Genomic DNA, 22,404 nt, shown 5'->3' with positions numbered 1-22,404 from the left:
GCATACGCTCCTGTGGGGTCTCGTCTTTCTCGCATTCCCACAGGAGTCTACGTGTATTCAGTCTGCTGATACTTCTTCTCTATGTGAAAACAACAAACTTTGAGAAAACAGCCTTACTGAAAGCATATTGTAAAAGGAAAGTTAAATTTAACTACCTGTAAGTTCCAAAAATCCACTATAATGGAAGAGAAATACGAAAGGAGTATGTGTATGAACTTATCTGTTAGTAAAGAGCAGCGCATTAAGTCTATTGATGTGCTGCGCGGCTTTGCTATTTTAGGAATCTTCCTTGTTAATATTCCCACTATGCTCGGAATGGAATTATTTTTAGAGGAACGAAGCTACAACGGTTTCGATGCTTATCTGCGGCTATTTTACGATTTATTTGTGCAAACGAAGTTTTATGTTATTTTTTCCTTTTTATTTGGATTAGGATTTTGGATTTTTATGAGTCGTGCTGAACAAAGAGGAGCAAAAATGTATCGATTATTCTCACAGCGGTTAGTCATTTTACTCTTATTTGCTTTGATTCATATCAGCTTTTTTTGGAATGGAGATATTTTGAATACATATGCCTTCACAGGATTTTGGCTGCTGCTTTTTTATAAACGAAATCCAAAAACGATTTTAATCTGGTCGATTGTCCTGTTGGTGCTATCTGAGCTAATTACTATATTAGGTTCACTCGTAGAGACAACCGAATCTGTCGACTCGATCGTTCCAGCCTTTAATCAATTTGATGGCTGGTTAGAACAAGCGTATGCTAGAATTCAATTTTTTTTAATATACGGTATCCCTGCTAACATTGTTTATTTTCCAGAGATTTTAGGTTTATTTTTATTAGGCTTGTTTGTAGGAAAAATTGAGCTTTTTCAGCGGATAAATGAGTTAAGAAAAAACATCCGCACGATTCAGATCATCGCGTTCCTTTTAACCATCCCAAGCTGGATTATGCTTTTTGTCCAATTTACTCCAACAAGCTACAATCCGTCGGAAAACTATGTTTATGTGGTAACAAGCGGGAAAACGTTGTCGATCTTTTATGTCACTTCTTTATTACTATTACTTGAAAAAGAAAGATGGCAGACGTTCTTGGCTCCTGTTGGATACGTAGGTCGAATGGCTTTAACTAATTATTTAGGCCAAACCGTTGTGACTACAACATTATTCGCTCTATTATTTGATAATACGGCTGAAATTACGCTATGGCAATCCGCTATTTATTGTCTTGCTTTTTATGCGTTGCAAATGTTTTTAAGTAAGTGGTGGCTATCGCAATTCCAATTTGGCCCACTTGAATGGCTATGGAGAATGGGGACATATAGAAGAGTTCAGCCTTTATAAACGAAGGATCTGGAAAAAGTCGTTAATTAACAATATTTCTTTTATGAATCGCTCTTTCAAAGGCATCCGCATCTACCTTCAAAATAGGCTGTGTTATTATTGCAAATCTTATTATTAAAAATTAGATTTTTGAGGTGTAAAGTGTGTTTTTAAATAAAAAAATAGAGCAAAGACTATTGTTCTTTGCTTTTCTTGTTATTGTTTTATGTGTATCGCCCCTTTTTATCCTAGGAGAAAATGCTCATATTCGCGTACACGATAACTTAGACTCAAACTTAGCGTGGTATAAGGTATTAGCTGAAAGCGGAAAAATCATTAGTCCGGTTGATGCAACCATTCCTCAAATCATAAATGGATTACCCCGAAATGCTTTTGGAACGGAATTTAGCTTAATTGTATGGCTATATGCCTTATTTCCAACCATGACTGCTTATGCACTTAGTCAATTTATTACACGTATTGTCGCGTTTATTGGCATGTATCTTCTATTAAAAAAGCATTTTTTGCCTAAAAGCGAATGGGGATTCATTCGAATTGGGGCTGCTCTATCATTGGCGCTTACTCCTTTTTGGCCATCCGGCATGCTCAGTACACTCGGAATGCCATTAGCATTATGGGCATTTCTCAATATTCGCAAAGGGGAAAAATCTTGGGTAAATTATTTAACCTTAACTCTTTTGCCCTTCTATTCGAGTATTGTTCTAGGCTTTTTCTTTTTCTTAAGCGGAATGGGAATATTTTGGATTGTGGATGTAATGAGAGGAAAAGGATGGAATCTTCGCTTCTTCCTATCCATTGTTTATATGTCATTGATTTATTTACTGGTAGAGTATCGGCTTGTTTCTTCGTTTCTTTTTGATGATGAGCCTAATAGCAGAGATGAATACTTTCATGCAAGATTATCTTTTTTTCACTGCCTCCGACTCACATTGAAAAACTTTGCTTTAGGACATAACCATGTTATGACGATTCACACACTATTCATTTTACCTGCTTTATTAATCGCTTTATACTTAGTTTTTTATAAAAAACTGTGGAAGCAGGAAAAAGTGTTTGTATGGTTGTTTTGGCTAAACCTTGCTTTATCAGCATGGTATGCTTTTTGGTTCTACAAAGGCTGGCTTCCGCTGACAGAACGCTTTCATTTTTTGGATACGTTTAATTTTGCCAGATATCATTTTTTAAAACCTTTGATTATTTATGTTATGTTTGCTCTTTCTTTAAAAATCATTTGGTTTCATGGATGGAGAAAACTTACCTTTTATTTAGTTGCTGCTCAAATTGCATTGGGTTTACTTTTTAATGAAGAAATCATTTTTCATAAAGAACCTACTGTCAAACAATTTTTTGCAGAAGAACAATTCCAAGAGATGAAAGAGTACATAGGGATGCCGCAGGAAAGCTATCGTGTAGCAAGTATTGGAATCCATCCAGCGATTGCTCAATATAACGGCTTTTACACGCTTGATAGCTACAATAATTTTTACCCTTTAAGCTATAAACATGAGTTTAGAAAAATAATAGAAAAAGAACTTGATAAAAATAAAACGATTCGTACCTACTTTGATGAATGGGGTGGGCGCTGCTATATTTTTACGGATGAGCTTGGGAAACATTATATGTTTAAGAAAAGCTCTAAAAAAAGGCTGGAGAATCTTGAACTTAATATCGAGCCTTTTAAAAGAATGGGAGGCAAATATATTTTTTCTGCTGTTCCAATAGACAACGCCAACGAAAACAATCTAACACTAAAAAAAGTGTTTGAATCAAAATCTTCTGCATGGAAAATTTATTTGTATGAGGCTTTATAATTGGCTCTGTTAAATTCCATTGTTGATTTTCAAAGGCTGTTTTCGTATAGATTGTTGCTTTTAAACTCGCAGACTGAATACACTTCGCTTTCCGTGGGCGAGCGTCGAGCCTCCTCGTCGCATACGCTCCTGTGGGGTCTCGTCTTTCTCGCATTCCCACAGGAGTCTACGTGTATTCAGTCTGCTGAGCACTTCTTCTCCCATTTTTTATGTGAAAAACAACAAACTCTGAGAAAACAGCCTTTTCAAAAGGTCAGGGTATCCACTCCCTTTCCACGGACGAACTGACAAGCCTCCTCGCTCGTTCCTCACTGCGGGGTCTTGCCAGCCCGTTTTTTCCGCAAGAGGCTCGCAGATTCCCTTCCTATAAACAACATTATCATTTAACAGTTCCTTATAGTACCTGACTCCAGTGCATAATAGCATTACCGCACTAGGGTTAAGACACTCGTATGCTTAAATTCTAAATTTGGAAATAGCCTCTTGAAGCTCTAATGCCATAGACGACAATTCTTGACTCGCCGAGCTAATTTCCTCAAAGGAAGCTGTCTGCTCTTCAGCTGCAGCTGCTGCATTTTCAAAGTCTCCCTGAGCAGAGTGGGCAATCTCATCTACCTCTTTTATTGCTTCAACGATGTGATTTGTACTCGATGATATCTGCTTGATCGATGAAGAAATATCTTTCATCTGCTGAGAGACCTGTGAAACGATGGAGGTTATATCTTTAAATGTCACACCAGCTGTTTGGACAACATTCGAACCTTTTTCCACCTCTTGTGTACCACTATTAATAGAATTCACTGCAAGGTCTGTATCCGTCCGGATTTCTTTAATCAAGTCCCCAATCTGACCTGCTGCCTGTTTCGATTGTTCGGCAAGCTTCTTCACTTCATTGACCACAACGGTAAAGCCCTTTCCATGCTCACCTGCACGCGATGCCTCAATCGAAGCATTTAAAGCTAACAAGTTTGTCTGATTGGAAATATCAGAAATTGTATTAACAATCTGATCAATTTCATTGGACCGTTCTCCTAGCTTTGCGATAATATTTGCCGCTGCATTTACAGTTTGTTTGATTGTTTCCATCTGAGTCATAGCTGAAACTACAGCTTCTTCCCCAATCTTTGCTTTTTGAACAGCTTCTTCAGAACTTCTAGCAACCATATCTGAATCAGCGGAGACAATCTGAAACGTCTCAGACATTGTTACCACTGTTTCAGCAGCTTCACTCGTACTGTTGATTTGTTTTAAAGTTCCTTCTGTTACCGAATCAATTGTACCTGCTACTACTTGAGCTGCCTGAGCAGTCTGATCAGCGCTCGCATTTAGCTGTTCAGAGGAAGCAGCCACTTGTGCTGCATTGTCCTGTACTGTGTGAATGAGTCCGTTCAAATTATTCAACATACCATTCAAATCATTCGATACTTGACCTAATTCATCTTTAGAATGAATATCAAGGCGGTGCGTCAAATCTCCTGCCGTAATCTTTTTGATTATTTCAGACATATTAGAAAGATTTTTCAACGTATACTTTAATAGAAAATAAGTAATTGCTACGAGAATAACCACTATAATAATGAAATAGATTAAGAGATTTTTCGTCATACTCTTTAAAGGTGCAAATACTTCATCCTGCGTTACTGTAGTTGCAACAGACCAACCAGCGGACTCAACTGGTTCATATCCTATGTAATACTGTTCGTTGCCAAGCTTGGCCTCTTCTAATCCATTTTTTCCCTCTATCATTTTTTTCGCAATCGCTCCGATATCACCGTTTTGGCTTGTAAGAGGCTTATTCATAATGAAGTCTTTATCTGGGTGGTAAATTACGTTGCCGTCAGGTGCTAGCAATATACTGTAGCCTGTTTCTCCAATTTTAAATGGCTCCATTATGGAAGGAATGGAGTCTAAGAATAGATCAATGGCTACGATACCTACCTTCTCATTATTGACCTCTACTTCCTTCATTACGCTCATAATTACTTTACCGAAGACTTGATCCATATATGGTTCCGTGTAATATACGCCTTCAGCATCCTTTACTGGCTTATACCAAGGACGTTCAGAAAGGTCAAAGTCCGGACTTGACAGAACCTTTCCTGTCCCCGTTAAAAAGTTCCCTTTCTCACTCGCTACCCAGACCATTGCCACATCCGGGTCCATGCCTTTAATCGCTTCTAGTGACTGATTCATATCCTTATAATATGAGTTCGTTAACGCTTCATCCCGTGTTTTTGCTGTCTTGAGGTAATGAAGTACTGTTTGATTACTCGTAATTTGATCCACTAGCTGCCCTTTTTCCTCGAAAAAATTATTGATCTGATCAGCAATCCATTTACTCTCAACGGATACTTCCTTCTCAATATTTTGAGTCAAAATATTCTTGGTGTACATGTTTACAATTACAGCAGCAACAGAGAGAACTATTGCAATTGCTACAAATAAAACAAGGGATACTTTTGTTGAAATACTTTGTCGGTTCATTTATGGCCCCTCCTAAAATGATGATTAATTTCCTATAAATTTGGATGTATTAATGCTCCTATATTTTGAGTGATTATCCCAACTATATGTACTTCTTATTTATCGGTAATTTCACCTAATATGTTTATATAAAAACAAAGAAAGACATATTAATAATAAGATATTATGATTTATTAAGAAGGGGCGAAATGGATGGAATTTTTATCACGAGAACAAATTATTAATGAATTACAACAGTCATTTGAAATTTATATTAATAAATTCGGTATAGAAAATATCGGTATTTTTGAAGAAGAGGGACAAGCTGATCAATACTATATTGGTTATACAGTTAAAAAAGACGGCAAAACCTATCATATCCATATTCCATATATAAAAAACAATACTGGAGGGTTAAGCCCTATTAAGAAAGAGTGGACGGTAGAAACAGATGATCCAAAAGAGGAAGATGTTAGGGGATACAATGATTTAGAAAGTGTTTTTCGCGAAATTTAAAAGCCTCTACCTTTTTCGTTATAATATAAAGTAAGGGAAGAATAAAAAAACGACCTCTTCCCTTTACCTGTTTAAAATCCTTTGCAAAATTTTAATATTAATTTAGCAGGAGGTATTTTTTCGTTACATTTTTAAAGCGAGTTGTGCAACACATTCCACGTGCATCGTCTGCGGAAACATATCCACAGGCTGCACTTCAAGCGTTGTGTAGCCTCCGTCTTCTAAAATACGCAAGTCTCTTGCTAATGTCGCGGGGTTGCAGGATACGTAGACTACTTTTTTTGGCTTCATGTTAATAATTGTTTGCAGCAGTGCTTCGTCACAGCCTTTTCGAGGCGGGTCGACTACTAGCACATCTGCTTCATTTCCTTCTTTATACCAATTGGGGATAACTACTTCTGCTTCGCCAACGGAAAAATCCACATTGTGGATATCATTTATTTCTGCATTTCTTTTGGCATCATCTATTGCTTGTGGAACGATTTCGACACCGAATACTTTTTTTGCTTTTTGGGCAAGGAAAAGCGAGATTGTTCCGATGCCGCAATAAGCATCAATAACGCTTTCTTCTCCTTGTAAGCCTGCATATTCGAGCGCTTTATCATAAAGAACCTTTGTTTGCTCTGGGTTTACTTGATAGAAGGAACGGGCAGATATCGCAAATTTAATTTCTCCGATATAATCCGTAATCGTTTCTTCGCCCCAAAGCACTTTTGTTGTTTCTCCCATAATCACATTCGTTTTTTTGTTATTCACATTGTGGATAATGGATTTTAATCCAGGGATGCTTTTTACGATTTCATCCACAATTTTAATTTTATTCACCATTTCATTTGTGCGGGTAATTAGTACAACCATAATTTCTCCCGTCACTAATCCACGTCTTGCCATAATATGACGCAAATCGCCTTTATGGCGGCTTTCATCATATGCACGTATGCCATATTTATTGCAGATTGCTTTTACTTTTTTGATGACAACATCATTTTCTTCTTGTTGAATAAGACATTCTTCCATGTTGATAATTTGATGGGAACGCTGTTGATAAAAACCGCCAATCAGTCCGCCTTCTTGCTCACCAATAGGAACTTGTACTTTATTTCGGTAGCGCCAAGGTTCATTCATGCCAAGGGTTGGGTGAACAATTGTATTAATTTTTCCGATTCTCGTTAAAACATCTTGGACTTGTTTATGCTTTATTTGCAGCTGTCCTTCATAGCTTAAATGCTGAAGCTGGCAGCCTCCACATTCTTTATAAATAGAACATGGAGCTTCTACTCTATATGGGCTTTTTTCCTTCAGTTCTAAGAGACGGCCAAATCCGTAATTTTTATTTGTTTTAACCACCTTAACGGTAGCTTTTTCACCAGGCAACCCATTGGGGATAAATAAAGGGTATCCATCTACCTTTGCCACTCCGGAGCCATCATGTGTTAAATCTTCAAATACTATATCTATTATATCGTTCTTTTGAACAGGCAATGTTCGACTCATATGCTTCTTCCTTTACATATTGTTTTCCTAAGGCTGTTTTCTCAAAGTTTGTTGTTTATTACATAAAAACATGGGAGAAGAGTACTTAGCAGCCTGCATACACGTAGACTCCTGTGGGAATGCGGGAAAGACGAGACCCCGCAGGAGCGAATGCGACGAGGAGGCTTGTCGCTCGCCCACGGAAAGCGAAGGGTATGCAGGCTGCGCGTTTAAAAGCAACAATCTATACGAAAACAGCCTTTCCTAAATTAAGAGACAATAAAAAAATTATAACAATCGTTTACAAAAGTAAATCATACCATAAAAAAGCTAATTGATTACAGGAAGTTTTTTGGGAAGGACTTTGTTGAAGAAACAGTGGGATCTTTTTTACATAGAGAATGAGCTATTTTGGAGAATAGCCCATTCTTGTCCATTTATTATTGCTCAATCATTCTAGTTTTTTCAGGGTTGTCTTCATCGCGAATTTCGTTAATCGGAACAAACACCTCAAAGTGTCGGTATAAATTAACAAATTCTGCAGGAAGCATTCCGCCTAATTCACCATCAAGATTTAATTGCACCGTTTCATTGGACGTAATTTTTATATGATTGGCATTTGCATAAATAACGTTCGGATCATTTACATGCTCTCCGCGAAGAGCAAGGGTAGCAATGCGAATAAAATCTGCTAGATTTGCTTTTTTCAAGATAAGCAAAGAAAACAATCCGTCATTGATAGACGCACCGGGTGCTAATTTCTCAAACCCGCCGACAGAGTTCGTTAAACCAACTAAAAAGAGCATAACTTCCCCTTCAAATAGTTTTCCATCGTATTCAATCTTAACCGTTGTTGCCTTTAAAAATGGCAGCATTTCAATTCCTTTTAAATAATAAGCAAGCTGCCCAAGCATTGTTTTTAATTTGCTCGGCACTTCATATGTCAGCTCTGTTAAATGACCGCCGCCTGCGATATTAATAAAGTATTTATCATTTATTCGACCAATATCCATTGGAATCGTATCACCTTTTGCAATGATATCTGCAGCCGCTTCTATATCTCTTGGAATATGTAAAGCTCTTGCAAAATCATTTGTAGTGCCGACAGGAATAATTCCTAGTTTTGGACGGTATTCTTGTTCAGCTAACCCGTTCACCACCTCATTAATGGTGCCATCTCCGCCAGCTGCAACTACAAGATCATAACGCCTCTCTACTGCAATCTTTGCTGCTTTTGTAGCATCTTCAGGTCCTACTGTTGCGTGGCAGGAGGTTTCATATCCTGCATTCTCCAATTTTTTTAGCACTTCTGATAAATGCTTTTTAAACGCTTCACGACCTGAAGTAGGATTATATATAATTCTTGCACGTTTCATAACCATCATCCTATTTTTTCAAGATTTCGATCCATACTATACCATCTAACATCATAAACGATAACTACATCTTTAGGCAATATTTAGTAGCTTTTCAACAATGATTCTTCCCCATTATGCCCCTCTACTTCTTTTCTCAACCTATTATTTTTGGACAAAACTTAGTGCTTTTTGCTTTATTTTGTCCTTCATAAACTCTCTCAAAGACAAAACTTAGTGCTTTTTGCTTTATTTTGTCCTTCATAAACTCTCTCAAAGACAAAACTTGGTGCTTTTTCTTTATTTTGTTCTTCATAAGCTCTCTCAAGGACAAAACTTGGTGCTTTTTCTTTATTTTGTCCTTCATAAACCCTCTCAAAGACAAAACTTGTGCTTTTTTCTTTATTTTGTCCTTCATAAGCTCTCTCAAGGACAAAACCTGGTGTTTTTACTTTATTTTGTCCTTTATAAGCCCTTTCTCCAAGCGTTTAGCAACGCCGGTAGTTGATCACCCTGTACGCCTACGCTGAAGTTTCTAAGTTAAAAGAACTTTTCTTTTCTTATTAAAAACAATTAATCAAACGTTTGATTTAAACAAACGTTTGATTAATCTCTTTGAATGACTAAAATTGCACTGCTCATGCTATTAGTACAAAGAAAAAATCTGCATAAAAACAGATTTTTTACTATTTTTTATTCAGTTGTTACCTCTAAACTACCGCTGTTTACAATGTTAATTGTGGCATTTTTTTTGCCTTTTACATAGCTTGCTTCTGCTAGTATATTCGGTTCGTTTTCGTCTGCTTCATCTTTATTTTCACTTTTCCATTTTTCGCTTTCACTATCTAAAATCTCAGTATCTTTCACCTTTACTTGCACATTTTCTGTATCAGCCAGATTCAGATTAAGTGATGATGCATTGGAAATACTCCAATCTGTTCGAAGATTGCGTGGATTAACCGTTAATTCATCATTTTCTCCCACAATTTCAACTTTTATATTATTTGGAATAAGAATGGTTGACTGAATCGTAGAATAAGAAGAAGAAAAGCCCCTTGATTGGATCGGTAAATCTTTTAGATTTACATAAACGGTATCTCCTTTTTCATTTACTAATACATAATCTTGTGCTTTTTTAATCATTACTTTTTTATCCGCATTAACTGACCGGTATGTACCAAATAAGGAAACGGTATTATCATCTGTTCCTTCTATTGATAAGGGGCTGCTTTGCCCTTCTGTATCAATGACCACTCTTTTAATATTGTTCTTTATTTTATAATCATATGATGGTAAATCCATCGTTACTTCTTCTCTGTTAAATTCTTCTTGCATAGCAGTTATCAACCCAGTTGACTGTAAAAATACAATCGCTATACCAGCCGTTCCTATTATGCCAACAATAATAATGCTGAATAGATCAAAATTTAAATATGGTTTTTCCTGTTTAGAAGTGAATAGATAAAGCAGTATTTCTACGCCAAGCACCACTAAAATAACCGGCCACCAAACCTTCAGCACCGTTGTTATATCCCACTGTAAAAATTGCGATAATAACAGAAAAATTCCGAGAAATAGCAGTGATAACCCCATCGAAAATGTACCAACACGCCAAGTTCTCATTTATTTGCCCCCCTTGTTTCATTTAGGCTCTTTTCGTATAGATTGTTGTTATTTACCCCGCAGCCTCAATACACTTCGCTTTCCGCGGACGAGTGCCGAGCCTCCTCGTCGCTTTGCTGAGGACACTAGAAAAGTGGATGCTATGAAATATAGATAGTGAAAATCAAGCATTTAGAGGTTTGCGTTCGGTTTTCCGAGGCTTACCGCACGCTTTCCGCGGGGCGAGTGCCGAGCCTCCTCGTCGCTTTGCTCCTGTGGGGTCTCGTCTTTCTCGCTAATCCCGCAGGAGTCGTGCGGACGCCTCTCCTAACCAACATGATGGTCGTTTTCAAACTCCCTATACCATTTTTATCCTACTAAAATATAAGTGTTTTACCTATAATTTATATAATAAAACACTTCAGTGGCCTCGCTATGCTCCTGTGGGGTCTTGTCTTTCTCGCTTTTCCCGCAGGAGTCTACGTATATTCAGGCTGCTCAGTGTTTCAAAAACAACAAACTTTTAGAAAACAGCCTTCTTAAACCTTTATCTATTTTACCTGCTTCACTTTTTTCTTGCCCATTAATAAACGGCCGCCGCCTAATATTAGAACGAGACAAACAATTCCTGTCTGGAAGTAATGGTAAAATAAAAACTGCAGATCAATGCCATATAAGACGTGTATTTTTGGTGCTAATCCAGGCAAAATTATATTCACAAATAAATAATATACACCTAATAAAACAAGCCCTATACCAATCCATTTCTGGTGATTAATTAAATAGGAGATGACTGGTGTATCTTGCAACGGCTCATCTTCTCCTGCTTTTGACGCTTTTTGCAGTCCATCAAAAAAGCTATAAAACCAAATCAATGGAACCAAAAATAAAAAGATTCCTAATCGCAATTCATTTAAAATAAAGATCGAGAATAAAAATGCTGCCATTAATTGAATTCCACGCTGCTGCAATCCTAAATATAAATGTCCTGCACCAGGGAAAATTGATAAAAAAGTAGCAATGGCTTTGCTTTTTTTGCCTTCTTCTCTATTTTTTTCTAAGTCTTGAAAAATGGTTTGATCGACTAATTCTTCTCCATTTTGCTTCTTTGTAAATTGCTGCATCGCATCGAAAAATCCATATACCCATATAATAGGAAGAATAGCGATAAATATTAAAAACTCGCTTCTACCCGTTAATAAGGTAACAAAAAACACCATCATTCCCAGTCCTAAGAAAGAGCTCAACAACGTGATCCCACGATACATCAACCCTAATTGAAAATGACCAAGACCTGGTACAAAGGATAAAACAATCGTATAAAAACGATCTGACTCTGTTGTATTTACGAGAATCGTTTCTCCATTTTCATTTTGTTGTTCAACAGGCAATCTTCTTTTTAAATACCTGCTTGTTGTGATGCAAGTATCGATGATGCTGATGCAATAAATAACAAAACCAAAAAATACGATAAAAATGACAACTTCCTCATCCATAGAAGATGCTGCTAGCATAATAGAAAACAATGCCAATCCAAAAACAGCAGAACCATACAAAAATCCTCTCAGCTTCTGCCCGATATAAAACAACCCACCTCCCGGAAAAAACGCTAATATAAATGCGACGATCGGGTTCTTCATTACTTCTTTTCCTCCTTTATGTTGCCTTCTAGTTCATCCATCCAAGAAAAAGTTTTATCCACAAATCCAACGGTTACAGCCTCTTTTTTGGTTGGTATTTCTGCTTTTTGAATATTTTCTGTATGTTGAATAATCGATTGAAAAACCCCTGTAGACATCAGAATTAATGTTACCGCAGCTGCTAGTGTATATTGAAAAATAGTGGAGTGATAAAACCTCCGTCTCTTTTTTGTCTTTACCTCTAGCTTTGTTTCTGCCTCTTCATTGGAAATTCGCATCATAATTTGGTCGGTAAAAGCAGTTTCATCCGAAATGGTAGGAAGCACCGTTTCTTGTTCAGCTACAGCAGTTACATATATATCGAGACATTGATCACATGTATAAAGATGATCTTCTAAAAGAATTCGTTCATGCTCTTCTAACTCATTCTTTACATATTTCAGCCATTGTTCAAAAGAATAATGTGTTGTCATAAAAAGTCTTCCTCCTTCCAATGCTTTTTCATCCATATTCTAGCCCGATAAAGCTTTGTTTCAATCGTTTTCACTTGTACATTTTGTTCTCGTGCCATTTGTTGATAGCTTTTTTCGGCAATATAATAACCATAAATAACATCCCGATAATTGTCCGGCAGTTCTTCTAATCTTTGTCGAACTAATAACCGTCGCTGTCGATTGACAACTACTGTTTCTACCTCTTCTTTATTTGTATAGTGTAAATCCAGTTCGACAACTTCTGAAATATCTTCTCTTCTTCTTTGCTGCTTTCGTTTGACATCAATGGCATGATTAACAGCTATTCTTGTTATCCATGTTTTGAAGCCCTGGTTCTCGTATTTGGGGAGAGAGGTATAAATTTTGAGAAACACTTCTTGTGCAGCATCTTCTGCTTCCTTCTGGTCTTTCAAAACACTATATATAGTCCGAAACAAATCATGTCGATATTTTTCCACTAATAATCGAAACGCATGATCATTTCCGGCAATAATTTCTTCAATAAGATCTTGATCACTAATTCTTCTCTCCCCCTCTCCAAACCAGCTTACACACTAATAGACGATATACATAACAAAACCCCTACAGTAAAATAAAATTTTTTTGTAAGGAGAGAAAGTTTTTATTATTTAAATGATGACTGTTTTCGTATAGAATGTTACTTTTAAACTCGCAGCCTGAATACACTTCGCTTTCCGTGGGCGAGCGTCGAGCCTCCTCGTCGCATACGCTCCTGTGGGGTCTCGTCTTTCTCGCATTCCCACAGGAGTCTACGTGTATTCAGTCTGCTGAGTATTTCTTCTCTCATTAAAAAAACAACCAACTTTGAGTAAACAGCCTAAAATATAAGAACAATTCAACATGAAATAGTTTATAAAATACTATAATATCTTATCATGTATTAAAAAGAAGACAACTTCCTATTTTAATATGTTCATCATTTTTCAAACGGAACTATTTCCAGTAAAATACGTATAACAAAGAAAAAGTCTCTGGAAATGCGTGTTCAAAAGGTAACAAATTAGAAGCAAGAAGGTCGAGGCGGCGTAGCTTTGAGCAACGGAACGTATGCAATTAGATACGTGAGTAGCGGAAAAGCAAGCCAACGAAGAGATTCGCCGCTTATCATTTGGTACCTTTTTGAACATCCTCTGGAAAGGAGAAAAACATGATTTATTTATTTGCTGTGTTAGCTTTAACGTTAAATCCATTTGTATGGAAAACATATTATCAGAAAAAAGGGTTTCTTTCTTCCCAAATTTTCCGTGTCGTTGTTGGAGTAGTCTTTATTTTTCTATTAGATTATTTCCGCTTAATTGATTATTCTGTGCAAGCATTCATAAAATTCGGTTTACTTTATTTAGCTTTTTTCTTTTTTTGCGATTTATTTTATCCACGAGTGAAAGGATATGCTGTCACCTTTTTACTTAGCATTGTACTGCTCTTGATTTGGGCATATTTACAGTTTTTCTATCCATTGACAATTGCAAAAGATAAATATGCATTTGTAGCAAGTAAAACTACTGTTGCCAGTCGCGAAGAGGAATCAATGGATGAACAGCATATTGCCGTTGTCCCAGAAAGTTATGCAAGATATCGAAGTGAAAAGAAATTGGGAGAGCTTGCTCACTCCTCTTATTATGACCTTGGCGATTCTACTTTACAGAAGATTGATAACCACTTATATTGGGTAACTCCTATTGAATATACCGGCTTTTTTAAATGGACCAAAGGAAAAAACATCCCAGGATATATTAAAATGAGTGCAGAAGATGAAAATGAAGATGCTATTTTAGTAGAAGCTTCCATGAAATATGTACCTTCTGCTTATTTTCAAGAAGATATAAAAAGGCTCGTCCGCAGCAAGTATAAAGATACGATTTTGCTAGAAGCAAGCTTTGAACCAGACGATGAGGATAAACCATATTATGTAATTCCTTACGGGTACTATCATAAATTCCGTCAAATGGTGGATATAAAGGGAATCTACATCGTTGATCCAAAAACAGGTGATATAAAAGACTATTCCATAGAAAATATTCCTGATTTTATTGATCATGTCATTCCTACAAGTGTCGCCGAAGATTGGAATGAATGGTACGGCAAATATGTTCACGGGTTTTGGAATACAATTTTTTCAAAAGAAGATATGATTATGCCGACACAATGGGAAGATAATGATGAAGTAAACGGCGTTTTCAATCAAGCACTACAATTAAACTGGTTTACAGATTTTACTCGAGCTAAATCAGACAGCGGCTCGATGGTCGGCTATTCACTGTTAAATGCACGAACTGGAAAAATAACGTTTTATACAGAAGCAAATGGTTCGTTAAATGGAAAATCGGCTATTAATGTAGCGGAAAAAACTTTCCGAGCAGAAAAATATGAAGCTGGAACTCCTTTGCTTTATACAATTTACGGACAGTTCACATGGGTTGTTCCCCTTATGGACAGCAACAATGTACTGCGCGAAATGATGCTGGTTCATGCAAAGGATGAGAAGATCTACAGCTACAGCAACTCAAAAATAAAGCTATTTAATGATTATAAATATGCACTTGCCACACAGCTTAAAAATGATAAAACGGTACCTACAGATATTGCAAATAATAAAAAAGCAACTGGAACTGTCCGTTATGTTTATAAAGCTGAAGGGCAAAGCAGTACCGTGGTTAAGTTTATGCTAGATGGACAGGATACGATATTCCAAGTTTCCTCTACTGATTTTCCTTACAGCGTTTTTATTGAAAAAGGAATGAAGCTGTCTCTCGATTATATCGATACAGACGAAGCCATCGTATCTGTTGAACATTTAACAATAGAAGGGCTGCATTAAACTATTTTTTTGTTAAGATAGAAGAAGGTTAAAAACTTTCTTCTATCTGCAAATAAAAGAAACAAACATTATTCTTCAGCAGCATATAATGAAGACAACAGAACAACTATTATAAGAAAAGCGCAAGCGCCCTTGCTCATCGACGGAAAAAGCTGGACTGAATCGAGTGAGATAAAGGAAACACGAAGAGCGTAGCGATTCGATGTTGACTTATCGTAGACGAGGTGAGGGAAGCGTTGATGTCGATAGGGCGCTGGAGCTAGACACCCATCAGACTTCAGAAAACTTATATTTTCTTATCTTTTGAAAAAGGAGAATGCGATTGTTTATACTTTTGTTTGCTTCCTATCTTATCGGATCTATCCCTACTGCCTTAATAATAGGTAAAGTGTTTTATGGAATTGATATTCGCAAACATGGCAGCTTTAATCCTGGTGCAACGAATTCTATTAGAGTACTAGGAAAAAAAGCAGGATTAATTGTTCTTTTCATTGATATTGGCAAAGGTGCACTTGCTGCGTCCCTCCCATTGCTTTTCCAAGTAAATGTAGATCCTTTGTACACAGGTCTGCTTGCCGTTTTAGGTCATTGCTTTCCGATTTTTGCAAACTTTCGTGGAGGAAAGGCAATTGCTACTACTGCCGGGTCATTACTTATCGCTAATCCTTGGATGCTGCTCATTGCTTATGTTACCTTTATTCTTGTAATTGCTATTACAAAATACGTCTTTATTGGCAGTTTATCCGTTGGCGCAGCATTATTGTTATACGCCATCATCGAGCCTGGATTAAAAAATGAACTCATCTTTGTCATCTATTTGCTTTTATTAATCTACTTGCATCGCTCGAATATTATTAACTTCATTCAAAAAAAAGAACCTAAAATCAATGATAAAAATATCAAAAAAGATCGAATTGACCCGAAGAAAATTAGCTAGTACTCTATATTCAGACAAGTATTGCAACAATTTTTATGAAACAAAAAGGAATCTGTAGATTAGTAACTTTTCCTGGGAAATGAATGGAGAAATTGTCGAAATAAATGGGGAATAAAAAAGCGGAAGCGCCTTGATCAGCCCCGAAGAACAATGTTCTCTTGTCTCCAAAAGTGCATTTTACTTTTGGCTGTTTTCTCAAAGTTTGTTGTTTTTTACGTAAAAAAATGGGAGAAGAAGTACTCAGCAGACTGAATACACGTAGACTCCTGTGGGAATGCGAGAAAGACGAGACCCCACAGGAGCGTATGCGACGAGGAGGCTCGACGCTCGCCCACGGAAAGCGAAGTGTATTCAGGCTGCGGGTTTAAATGCAACAATCTATACGAAAACAGCCTTACTTTAGAAAATTTCTTATCTTAAAAAAAAGCGAAGGGAAACGATTTTGTATCGTTTCCCTTCGCTTTTTATTATCTTTTTGTTATTTCTTGCACCAATAACTTATTAACCAACTGAGGATTTGCTTGTCCTTTTGTTGCTTTCATAATTTGTCCAACAAGGAATCCAATCGCTTTTTGTTTTCCGTTTTTAAAGTCATCAATCGACTGTGGATTATTATCCAATGCTTCGCCAATAATTTTGAGCAATGCACCTTCGTCGGAAATTTGCACTAATCCTTTTTCTTTTACAATACTTTCCGCATTTCCGCCTTTTTCAATCAACTCTTTGAAAACTTGTTTCGCAATCTTGCTGGAAATCGTTCCATTTTCAATTAATTTGATCATGCCTGCTAAGTTTTCTGGCGTAAGCCCTACATCTGAAAGCTCTTTTTGTTCTGCATTAATATAAGCGGAAACATCGCCCATTAACCAGTTGGAAGCAAGCTTTGCATCTGCTCCTTGTGCGACTGTTTCTTCAAAGAAATCTGCCATTTCCTTTGTTACTGTTAAAACATTCGCATCATATGCTGGTAATCCAAGCTTTTCTACATATCTTTTTTTGCGAGCATCTGGAAGCTCTGGAATTTCTGCACGGATGCGCGCTTTCCAATCCTCATCAATATACAGATCCAATAAATCTGGCTCTGGGAAATAACGGTAATCGTCAGATCCTTCTTTTACACGCATTAATAATGTTTTATTTGTCGCTTCGTCATAACGGCGCGTCTCTTGGTCAATAACGCCGCCAGCACTTACTACTTCTCTCTGGCGTATTTCTTCATATTCCAGCCCTTTGCGAACAAAGTTAAAAGAGTTTAAGTTCTTTAATTCTGTTTTTGTACCAAATTCCTCTTGTCCAACTGGACGGATAGAAATATTCGCATCACAGCGAAGAGATCCTTCTTCCATCTTACAATCAGATACACCAGTATACTGAACAATCGATTTTAATTTTTCCAAATAAGCATATGCTTCATTTGGTGTACGAATATCAGGCTCTGATACAATTTCAATAAGCGGCGTTCCTTGACGGTTAAAGTCAACTAAAGAAAAGCCGTCTCCATGATTCAGCTTCCCTGCATCCTCTTCTAAATGAACGCGTGTGATGCCGATCTTTTTCTTATACCCATCAACTTCAATCTCAATCCATCCATGCTCACCGATCGGTTTATCAAATTGAGAGATTTGGTATGCTTTTGGATTATCCGGATAAAAATAGTTTTTGCGGTCAAACTTTGTATCTGTTGCGATTTCACAGTTAAGCGCCATCGAAGCTTTCATGCCATATTCAACCGCTTTTTTATTTAGTACAGGCAAAACACCTGGATACCCTAAGTCAACAACGGTTGTATTTGTGTTAGGCGCAGCTCCAAAATGGTTCGGACTGCTTGAGAAAATTTTCGATTCTGTTTTTAATTCTACGTGAACCTCTAATCCTATGACTGTTTCAAATTCCATTTCTATCACCCCTTACAGCGTTGGTTTTTGTTTATGATAATCTGTTGCTTGTTCAAATGCATACGCCACTTTATAAATGCTTGCTTCATCAAAGTGTTTTCCGATAATTTGCAAACCTAATGGCAATCCGTTTGATAATCCACATGGTACCGAAATTCCTGGTACACCTGCTAAGTTAACAGGAATCGTTAAAATATCATTTGCATACATCGTTAATGGATCATCGACATTTTCACCAATTTTAAATGCTGGTGTTGGTGTTGTTGGTCCAATAATTACATCATAGTTTTGGAAAACATCTTCAAAATCTTTTTTGATTAATGTACGTACTTTTTGTGCTTTTTTGTAATAAGCATCATAATAGCCAGAGCTTAAAGCAAACGTACCTAGCATGATTCTGCGTTTTACTTCGTCTCCAAAGCCTTCTGCACGAGTTCTTTTATATAAATCAATTAAGCTCTCTGCATCTTCCGCACGGTATCCATATCGAATGCCGTCAAAGCGTGAAAGGTTGGCAGAAGCTTCTGAAGAAGATAATAAGTAGTATGTAGCTAACGCATACTTACTGTGCGGCAAGGATACTTCTTCCCATGTTGCACCTAAACCTTCCAGCACCTTTAAGGCATCTAGGACCGATTGTCGAACTTCTTCTTGTACCCCTTCTCCTAAGTACTCTTTAGGTACAGCAATTTTCAACCCTTTTACATCGCCAGTTAATCCTTTTGTAAAATCAGGAACTTCTACATTAGCTGATGTAGAATCCATTGGATCTAGACCGGAAATAGATTGAAGAAGAAAAGCATTATCTTCAACTGTTCTCGTAATTGGTCCAATTTGATCTAATGAAGAAGCAAATGCTACAAGACCAAATCGAGAAATTCTTCCATATGTAGGTTTTAAACCAACTACGCCACAAAAAGCTGCCGGTTGACGGATAGATCCGCCTGTATCTGAACCAAGTGAAAAAAGAACCTCGCCGGCTGCTACAGATGCAGCAGAACCACCTGAAGATCCGCCAGGAACCGTATTTAAATTCCAAGGGTTTTTTGTTTTTTGGTAATAAGAGTTTTCTGTAGAAGAACCCATCGCGAATTCATCCATATTTAATTTACCGATTGTAATCGCTTCTGCCTGCTGTAATTTTTCGATTACAGTAGCATTATAAATTGGCTGGAAGTTTTCTAAAATTTTACTGGAACAAGTAGTTCTTAAATCTTTTGTTACAATATTATCTTTAATTCCAATTGGCATTCCAAATAATGCTCCCGTTTTTTCCCCGGAAACTAATTTTGCATCTAATTTTTTCGCTTTACGAAAAGCATTTTCTTCATCTAATGTGATAAATGCTTGTACTTTGTCATCTACTTCTTTAATGCGATTATACGCTTCTGTAACTAAATCAGAAACAGACACTTCTTTTTTATGTAATAATTCATGCAAGTCTGCAATCTTTTGGTCAAACAAACTCATTTTTTTCCCTCCTTATTCGATAATGGATGGCACTTTAATTTGTCCCTCTTGATGTTCAGGGGCATTGCGAAGAACCTCTTCTACTGGAAGACCTTTTGTAGCTTTATCTTCACGTAAAACATTTTTCATATCTAAAACATGTGATGTTGGTTCAATTCCTTCTGTATCGATTTCATTTAATTCTTCTGCAAATGAAATAATCGCATCCAGTTGTTTCTGAAATTTCGCTGCTTCTTCTTCTGTAATGGCTAGTCTTGCTAAGTTTGCCACGTGCTTAACTTCCTCAATTGTAATTCTTGACATCTTTGTCACCTCCATAATAATACGCACAACACAATAATCTGATAATATCAAACAAATCTCTATGAAAGCAACAAGAACGATAAAACTAACATAGAATATTCTTAAGAAAAACGCAGGCGTCCGAGCTAGACACTCGTCTAAGTTGAAAAATTTTATTTTTCTTATCTTTTTAGCTCTGTTAAACGATAATGTTGATTAAAGGAAGGGAATCTGGAATTCAGCAGAGCAATCTTTTTAAAAGGCTGTTTTCTCACAGTTTGTTGTTTTTTACGAAAAAAAATAGAATAAGAAGTACTCAGCAGACTGAATACACGTAGACTCCTGTGGGAATGCGAGAAAGACGAGACCCCACAGGAGCGTAGCGACGAGGAGGCTCGACGCTCGCCCACGGAAAGCGAAGTGTATTCAGGCTGCGGGTTTAAAAGCAACAATCTATACGAAAGCGGCCTGTTTTAATAGGTCAAAAAAATAAACGAAAGGCATTCCTTTGCCTCATCGTTTATTTTCTAAGCTTTTATAATCGTTAACTGGGCTATTTTTTAAAAAAGCTTCCTAACGAGGAGAAAAAACCTTTTTTTTCTTCCTTGGCCGCGTCATTTTCTTGTGTCATATTAGAGATATAAATTTCTTCTTTATCAATCGCATGATCATATGCCACGAGCAAGCCAATTTCACTAACATAGTTCTTATTTGTTACAATCGTATACTCCATTTTATTACCGTCTGCTATTTTAATATACTTTGACAAATAAGCATAGTCGAGATGACCATTTAAAAATAATTTGGCGCCAGCATTATTTTTTATTACTTCCTTCACTTCGTTATAAACACCATCTTCCCTAACTTGTGATTGCTTTAATGCAACAACCACCCTTTCCCGCAGTGTTCCGAGAAACTGTCGGCGTTCTTCAGGTTTCGTTTCCTTTGAACCGTACATGCCTTGTTGTAAATAATCATCTAGATTTGGATTTGACATAACATCTCTCCTTCCCTTCGATCACTCTTTACTACTATACTCTAATCTTTCAGGAAAAAACCTTTATTTACAAACTTTTGGAAGTCGATAAAAGAATCATGCTTAATTCTGATTATTTTTATTCATAAATATGCACAAAAGGCTTGTCTGCATCGGCGTCTCTAACAATGAGTGATTCGGCTCCGTTTACGGACGTAATACTAACTTGAACAGAAATATCGGATGAAAAATGGTCCATCACTTGTCCGGCAACAAATTGTGTGAATCCAATTACTTCTGCTTTCCCATACAATTGGATTGGTATTTCGATATTTAAGTTTTGCAATTTATTGTTTACATAAAAGGCTCTGCCAATTACTCCATTAAAATTCGGGAAGTATTCTTCAATATCTTGTTTAAAATAGGAAAATGGATCTTCATCAGATTTATACTTACTATCACCATTTGGGAATAGCACATATTGTTCATTAATTTTTTCCCAATCTCCCAAACTGCTGCTTCCTTTTGCTGCTGATGCATAAGCAATAAAATTGCCGGGAACAACAGAGGACGTTTCTTTTTGTTCAAACAAGGCTATCGTTATTGGAACAGTCCCTAATCCTTGCATTTTTCTAAGCCTTTTTATAACTTCTGAGGCAATTTTTTTTCCTTCACTTTCTAACTTTGCTTGACTGATATCGGATTTAAATACAGCACCACCTTTTTCTTTCTGGTAATAATAAACCGAATTTAAAGCCAATCCAATTGTTACGCCACCTAGTGTGACCGTTTTTGATTTTTTGTTCTTAATTAAATAATCATGTTCTAAAACATGAGCTAAATAAATCGGCTCCATTTGTCCGCTTTGTGCCATAGACAGCCCTTCATCCGATGGATTTAACCCAATATTATTACTTGCAGATACATCCTTTTCCCCTAGTTGTTGTTTTGTAAATTTCCTATTCAACCAACTTGAAACAACTTCCTTCGTTAAATATTGTCCTTCTTGAAAGTAATATTCATTTGGATCAAATGTATTCTGTGCTACACGCATTAATCCGGTTTCAAATTCGCTTATATCATATCGGGTATTTAAGTTATTTACGACTAGGCCTCTTGCCGCTGACGATTTAAAAGGCAATTTCATACTATAATAATCATCTGATATTTTATATTTTGGCAAAATAGCCGTCTCTGTTGTACTATCATTTGTTTTTGTTTTCACTTCTTCTTCCTTTTGAAAGCTCGGTGCACAAGCTGATAAAAAAAGAACAAGACATATGATCAACATGAATCGCTTTTTCATT

General features: G+C 36.8%; 18 protein-coding genes. 5 read left to right on the top strand and 13 right to left on the bottom strand.

Translation table 11 applies throughout. The features are described from left to right. Nucleotides 1–210 precede the first annotated feature (210 nt). A complete protein-coding gene (locus ACTXGU_RS20245; protein ID WP_443483333.1) occupies nt 211–1,344 on the top strand; it encodes a DUF418 domain-containing protein in 1,134 nt (377 codons plus the stop codon). Between the two features lie 143 nt (nt 1,345–1,487). Further along, entirely contained in the window at nt 1,488–3,155 is a 1,668-nt protein-coding gene (locus ACTXGU_RS20240) for a DUF6044 family protein (RefSeq protein WP_443483332.1), read from the top strand. Nucleotides 3,156–3,611: 456 nt separating this feature from the next. Here the strand turns inward: ACTXGU_RS20240 and ACTXGU_RS20235 are convergent, their stop codons facing one another. Next, a complete protein-coding gene (locus ACTXGU_RS20235; protein ID WP_443483331.1) occupies nt 3,612–5,639 on the bottom strand; it encodes a methyl-accepting chemotaxis protein in 2,028 nt (675 codons plus the stop codon). Nucleotides 5,640–5,831: 192 nt separating this feature from the next. Between ACTXGU_RS20235 and ACTXGU_RS20230 the strand changes: the two genes are divergently transcribed. Continuing rightward, on the top strand, nt 5,832–6,134 hold the full coding sequence (locus ACTXGU_RS20230) for a DUF5634 family protein (protein WP_443483330.1): 303 nt from the start codon (nt 5,832–5,834) through the stop codon (nt 6,132–6,134). A gap of 123 nt (nt 6,135–6,257) precedes the next feature. Here ACTXGU_RS20230 and rlmD read toward each other — a convergent pair whose 3' ends face one another. The 7 genes from rlmD to ACTXGU_RS20195 all read right to left on the bottom strand — a co-directional run bounded on the left by rlmD (nt 6,258) and on the right by ACTXGU_RS20195 (nt 13,219). Continuing rightward, nucleotides 6,258–7,628, bottom strand: a complete 1,371-nt coding sequence (gene rlmD / locus ACTXGU_RS20225; protein WP_443483329.1) for a 23S rRNA (uracil(1939)-C(5))-methyltransferase RlmD — start codon at nt 7,626–7,628, stop codon at nt 6,258–6,260. A 419-nt stretch (nt 7,629–8,047) separates the two neighbouring features. Beyond that, nucleotides 8,048–8,983, bottom strand: coding sequence for a diacylglycerol kinase (locus ACTXGU_RS20220; protein ID WP_443483328.1), 936 nt, complete (start codon nt 8,981–8,983; stop codon nt 8,048–8,050). A gap of 136 nt (nt 8,984–9,119) precedes the next feature. Continuing rightward, nucleotides 9,120–9,380: a hypothetical protein gene (locus ACTXGU_RS20215; protein ID WP_443483327.1), complete on the bottom strand. Its 261-nt coding sequence runs from the start codon at nt 9,378–9,380 to the stop codon at nt 9,120–9,122. A 275-nt stretch (nt 9,381–9,655) separates the two neighbouring features. Further along, a complete protein-coding gene (locus ACTXGU_RS20210; RefSeq protein WP_443483326.1) occupies nt 9,656–10,585 on the bottom strand; it encodes a LiaI-LiaF-like domain-containing protein in 930 nt (309 codons plus the stop codon). A gap of 530 nt (nt 10,586–11,115) precedes the next feature. Beyond that, nucleotides 11,116–12,204, bottom strand: a complete 1,089-nt coding sequence (locus tag ACTXGU_RS20205; RefSeq protein WP_443483325.1) for a hypothetical protein — start codon at nt 12,202–12,204, stop codon at nt 11,116–11,118. After that, nucleotides 12,204–12,677, bottom strand: a complete 474-nt coding sequence (locus tag ACTXGU_RS20200) for a hypothetical protein (protein WP_443483324.1) — start codon at nt 12,675–12,677, stop codon at nt 12,204–12,206. Before ACTXGU_RS20200 ends, ACTXGU_RS20205 begins: the two co-directional genes overlap by 1 nt. Further along, nucleotides 12,674–13,219 (bottom strand): RNA polymerase sigma factor, encoded by a 546-nt coding sequence (locus ACTXGU_RS20195; protein ID WP_443483336.1) that lies wholly within the window; start codon nt 13,217–13,219, stop codon nt 12,674–12,676. Before ACTXGU_RS20195 ends, ACTXGU_RS20200 begins: the two co-directional genes overlap by 4 nt. Before the next feature lie 647 nt (nt 13,220–13,866). On the opposite strand from ACTXGU_RS20195, the gene ACTXGU_RS20190 reads away from it, so the two are divergent. Together ACTXGU_RS20190 and plsY are read left to right on the top strand one after the other, a co-directional pair. Then, the gene (locus ACTXGU_RS20190) at nt 13,867–15,537 is read left to right on the top strand and encodes a hypothetical protein (protein ID WP_443483323.1); all 1,671 of its coding nucleotides are present in this window, start codon (nt 13,867–13,869) and stop codon (nt 15,535–15,537) included. 316 nt (nt 15,538–15,853) lie between these two features. After that, a complete protein-coding gene (gene plsY / locus ACTXGU_RS20185; RefSeq protein WP_443483322.1) occupies nt 15,854–16,474 on the top strand; it encodes a glycerol-3-phosphate 1-O-acyltransferase PlsY in 621 nt (206 codons plus the stop codon). A 467-nt stretch (nt 16,475–16,941) separates the two neighbouring features. On the opposite strand, the gene gatB is transcribed toward plsY, so the two are convergent. The 5 genes from gatB to ACTXGU_RS20160 form a co-directional block, all read right to left on the bottom strand. Continuing rightward, entirely contained in the window at nt 16,942–18,369 is a 1,428-nt protein-coding gene (gatB, locus tag ACTXGU_RS20180; RefSeq protein WP_443483321.1) for an Asp-tRNA(Asn)/Glu-tRNA(Gln) amidotransferase subunit GatB, read from the bottom strand. A gap of 12 nt (nt 18,370–18,381) precedes the next feature. Then, nucleotides 18,382–19,839, bottom strand: a complete 1,458-nt coding sequence (gatA, locus tag ACTXGU_RS20175; protein ID WP_443483320.1) for an Asp-tRNA(Asn)/Glu-tRNA(Gln) amidotransferase subunit GatA — start codon at nt 19,837–19,839, stop codon at nt 18,382–18,384. 12 nt (nt 19,840–19,851) lie between these two features. Further along, nucleotides 19,852–20,142, bottom strand: coding sequence for an Asp-tRNA(Asn)/Glu-tRNA(Gln) amidotransferase subunit GatC (gene gatC, locus ACTXGU_RS20170; protein ID WP_443483319.1), 291 nt, complete (start codon nt 20,140–20,142; stop codon nt 19,852–19,854). A 532-nt stretch (nt 20,143–20,674) separates the two neighbouring features. Next, on the bottom strand, nt 20,675–21,118 hold the full coding sequence (locus ACTXGU_RS20165) for a YueI family protein (protein ID WP_443483318.1): 444 nt from the start codon (nt 21,116–21,118) through the stop codon (nt 20,675–20,677). Nucleotides 21,119–21,236: 118 nt separating this feature from the next. Next, complete coding sequence (locus tag ACTXGU_RS20160) at nt 21,237–22,403, bottom strand: CamS family sex pheromone protein (RefSeq protein WP_443483317.1); 1,167 nt, start codon at nt 22,401–22,403, stop codon at nt 21,237–21,239. Nucleotide 22,404: the final 1 nt, after the last annotated feature.

This window comes from Niallia sp. 01092 (assembly GCF_052318935.1).
GTDB lineage: Bacteria > Bacillota > Bacilli > Bacillales > Cytobacillaceae > Niallia.
The sequence above is the reverse complement of the archived record's forward strand: the minus strand, read 5'-3'. Positions and strand labels throughout refer to the sequence as shown.

What these genes read in the sequence shown, in the direction of transcription:
- ACTXGU_RS20200 (WP_443483324.1), bottom strand. Translation starts at nt 12,677, where the DNA reads ATGACAACACATTATTCTTTTGAACAATGGCTGAAATATGTAAAGAAT.
- ACTXGU_RS20190 (WP_443483323.1), top strand. Translation starts at nt 13,867, where the DNA reads ATGATTTATTTATTTGCTGTGTTAGCTTTAACGTTAAATCCATTTGTA.
- ACTXGU_RS20220 (WP_443483328.1), bottom strand. Translation starts at nt 8,983, where the DNA reads ATGAAACGTGCAAGAATTATATATAATCCTACTTCAGGTCGTGAAGCG.
- ACTXGU_RS20230 (WP_443483330.1), top strand. Translation starts at nt 5,832, where the DNA reads ATGGAATTTTTATCACGAGAACAAATTATTAATGAATTACAACAGTCA.
- gatC (WP_443483319.1), bottom strand. Translation starts at nt 20,142, where the DNA reads ATGTCAAGAATTACAATTGAGGAAGTTAAGCACGTGGCAAACTTAGCA.
- plsY (WP_443483322.1), top strand. Translation starts at nt 15,854, where the DNA reads ATGCGATTGTTTATACTTTTGTTTGCTTCCTATCTTATCGGATCTATC.
- gatA (WP_443483320.1), bottom strand. Translation starts at nt 19,839, where the DNA reads ATGAGTTTGTTTGACCAAAAGATTGCAGACTTGCATGAATTATTACAT.
- ACTXGU_RS20245 (WP_443483333.1), top strand. Translation starts at nt 211, where the DNA reads ATGAACTTATCTGTTAGTAAAGAGCAGCGCATTAAGTCTATTGATGTG.
- ACTXGU_RS20215 (WP_443483327.1), bottom strand. Translation starts at nt 9,380, where the DNA reads ATGAAGGACAAAATAAAGAAAAAAGCACAAGTTTTGTCTTTGAGAGGG.
- rlmD (WP_443483329.1), bottom strand. Translation starts at nt 7,628, where the DNA reads ATGAGTCGAACATTGCCTGTTCAAAAGAACGATATAATAGATATAGTA.
- ACTXGU_RS20205 (WP_443483325.1), bottom strand. Translation starts at nt 12,204, where the DNA reads ATGAAGAACCCGATCGTCGCATTTATATTAGCGTTTTTTCCGGGAGGT.
- gatB (WP_443483321.1), bottom strand. Translation starts at nt 18,369, where the DNA reads ATGGAATTTGAAACAGTCATAGGATTAGAGGTTCACGTAGAATTAAAA.
- ACTXGU_RS20165 (WP_443483318.1), bottom strand. Translation starts at nt 21,118, where the DNA reads ATGTCAAATCCAAATCTAGATGATTATTTACAACAAGGCATGTACGGT.
- ACTXGU_RS20160 (WP_443483317.1), bottom strand. Translation starts at nt 22,403, where the DNA reads ATGAAAAAGCGATTCATGTTGATCATATGTCTTGTTCTTTTTTTATCA.
- ACTXGU_RS20210 (WP_443483326.1), bottom strand. Translation starts at nt 10,585, where the DNA reads ATGAGAACTTGGCGTGTTGGTACATTTTCGATGGGGTTATCACTGCTA.
- ACTXGU_RS20235 (WP_443483331.1), bottom strand. Translation starts at nt 5,639, where the DNA reads ATGAACCGACAAAGTATTTCAACAAAAGTATCCCTTGTTTTATTTGTA.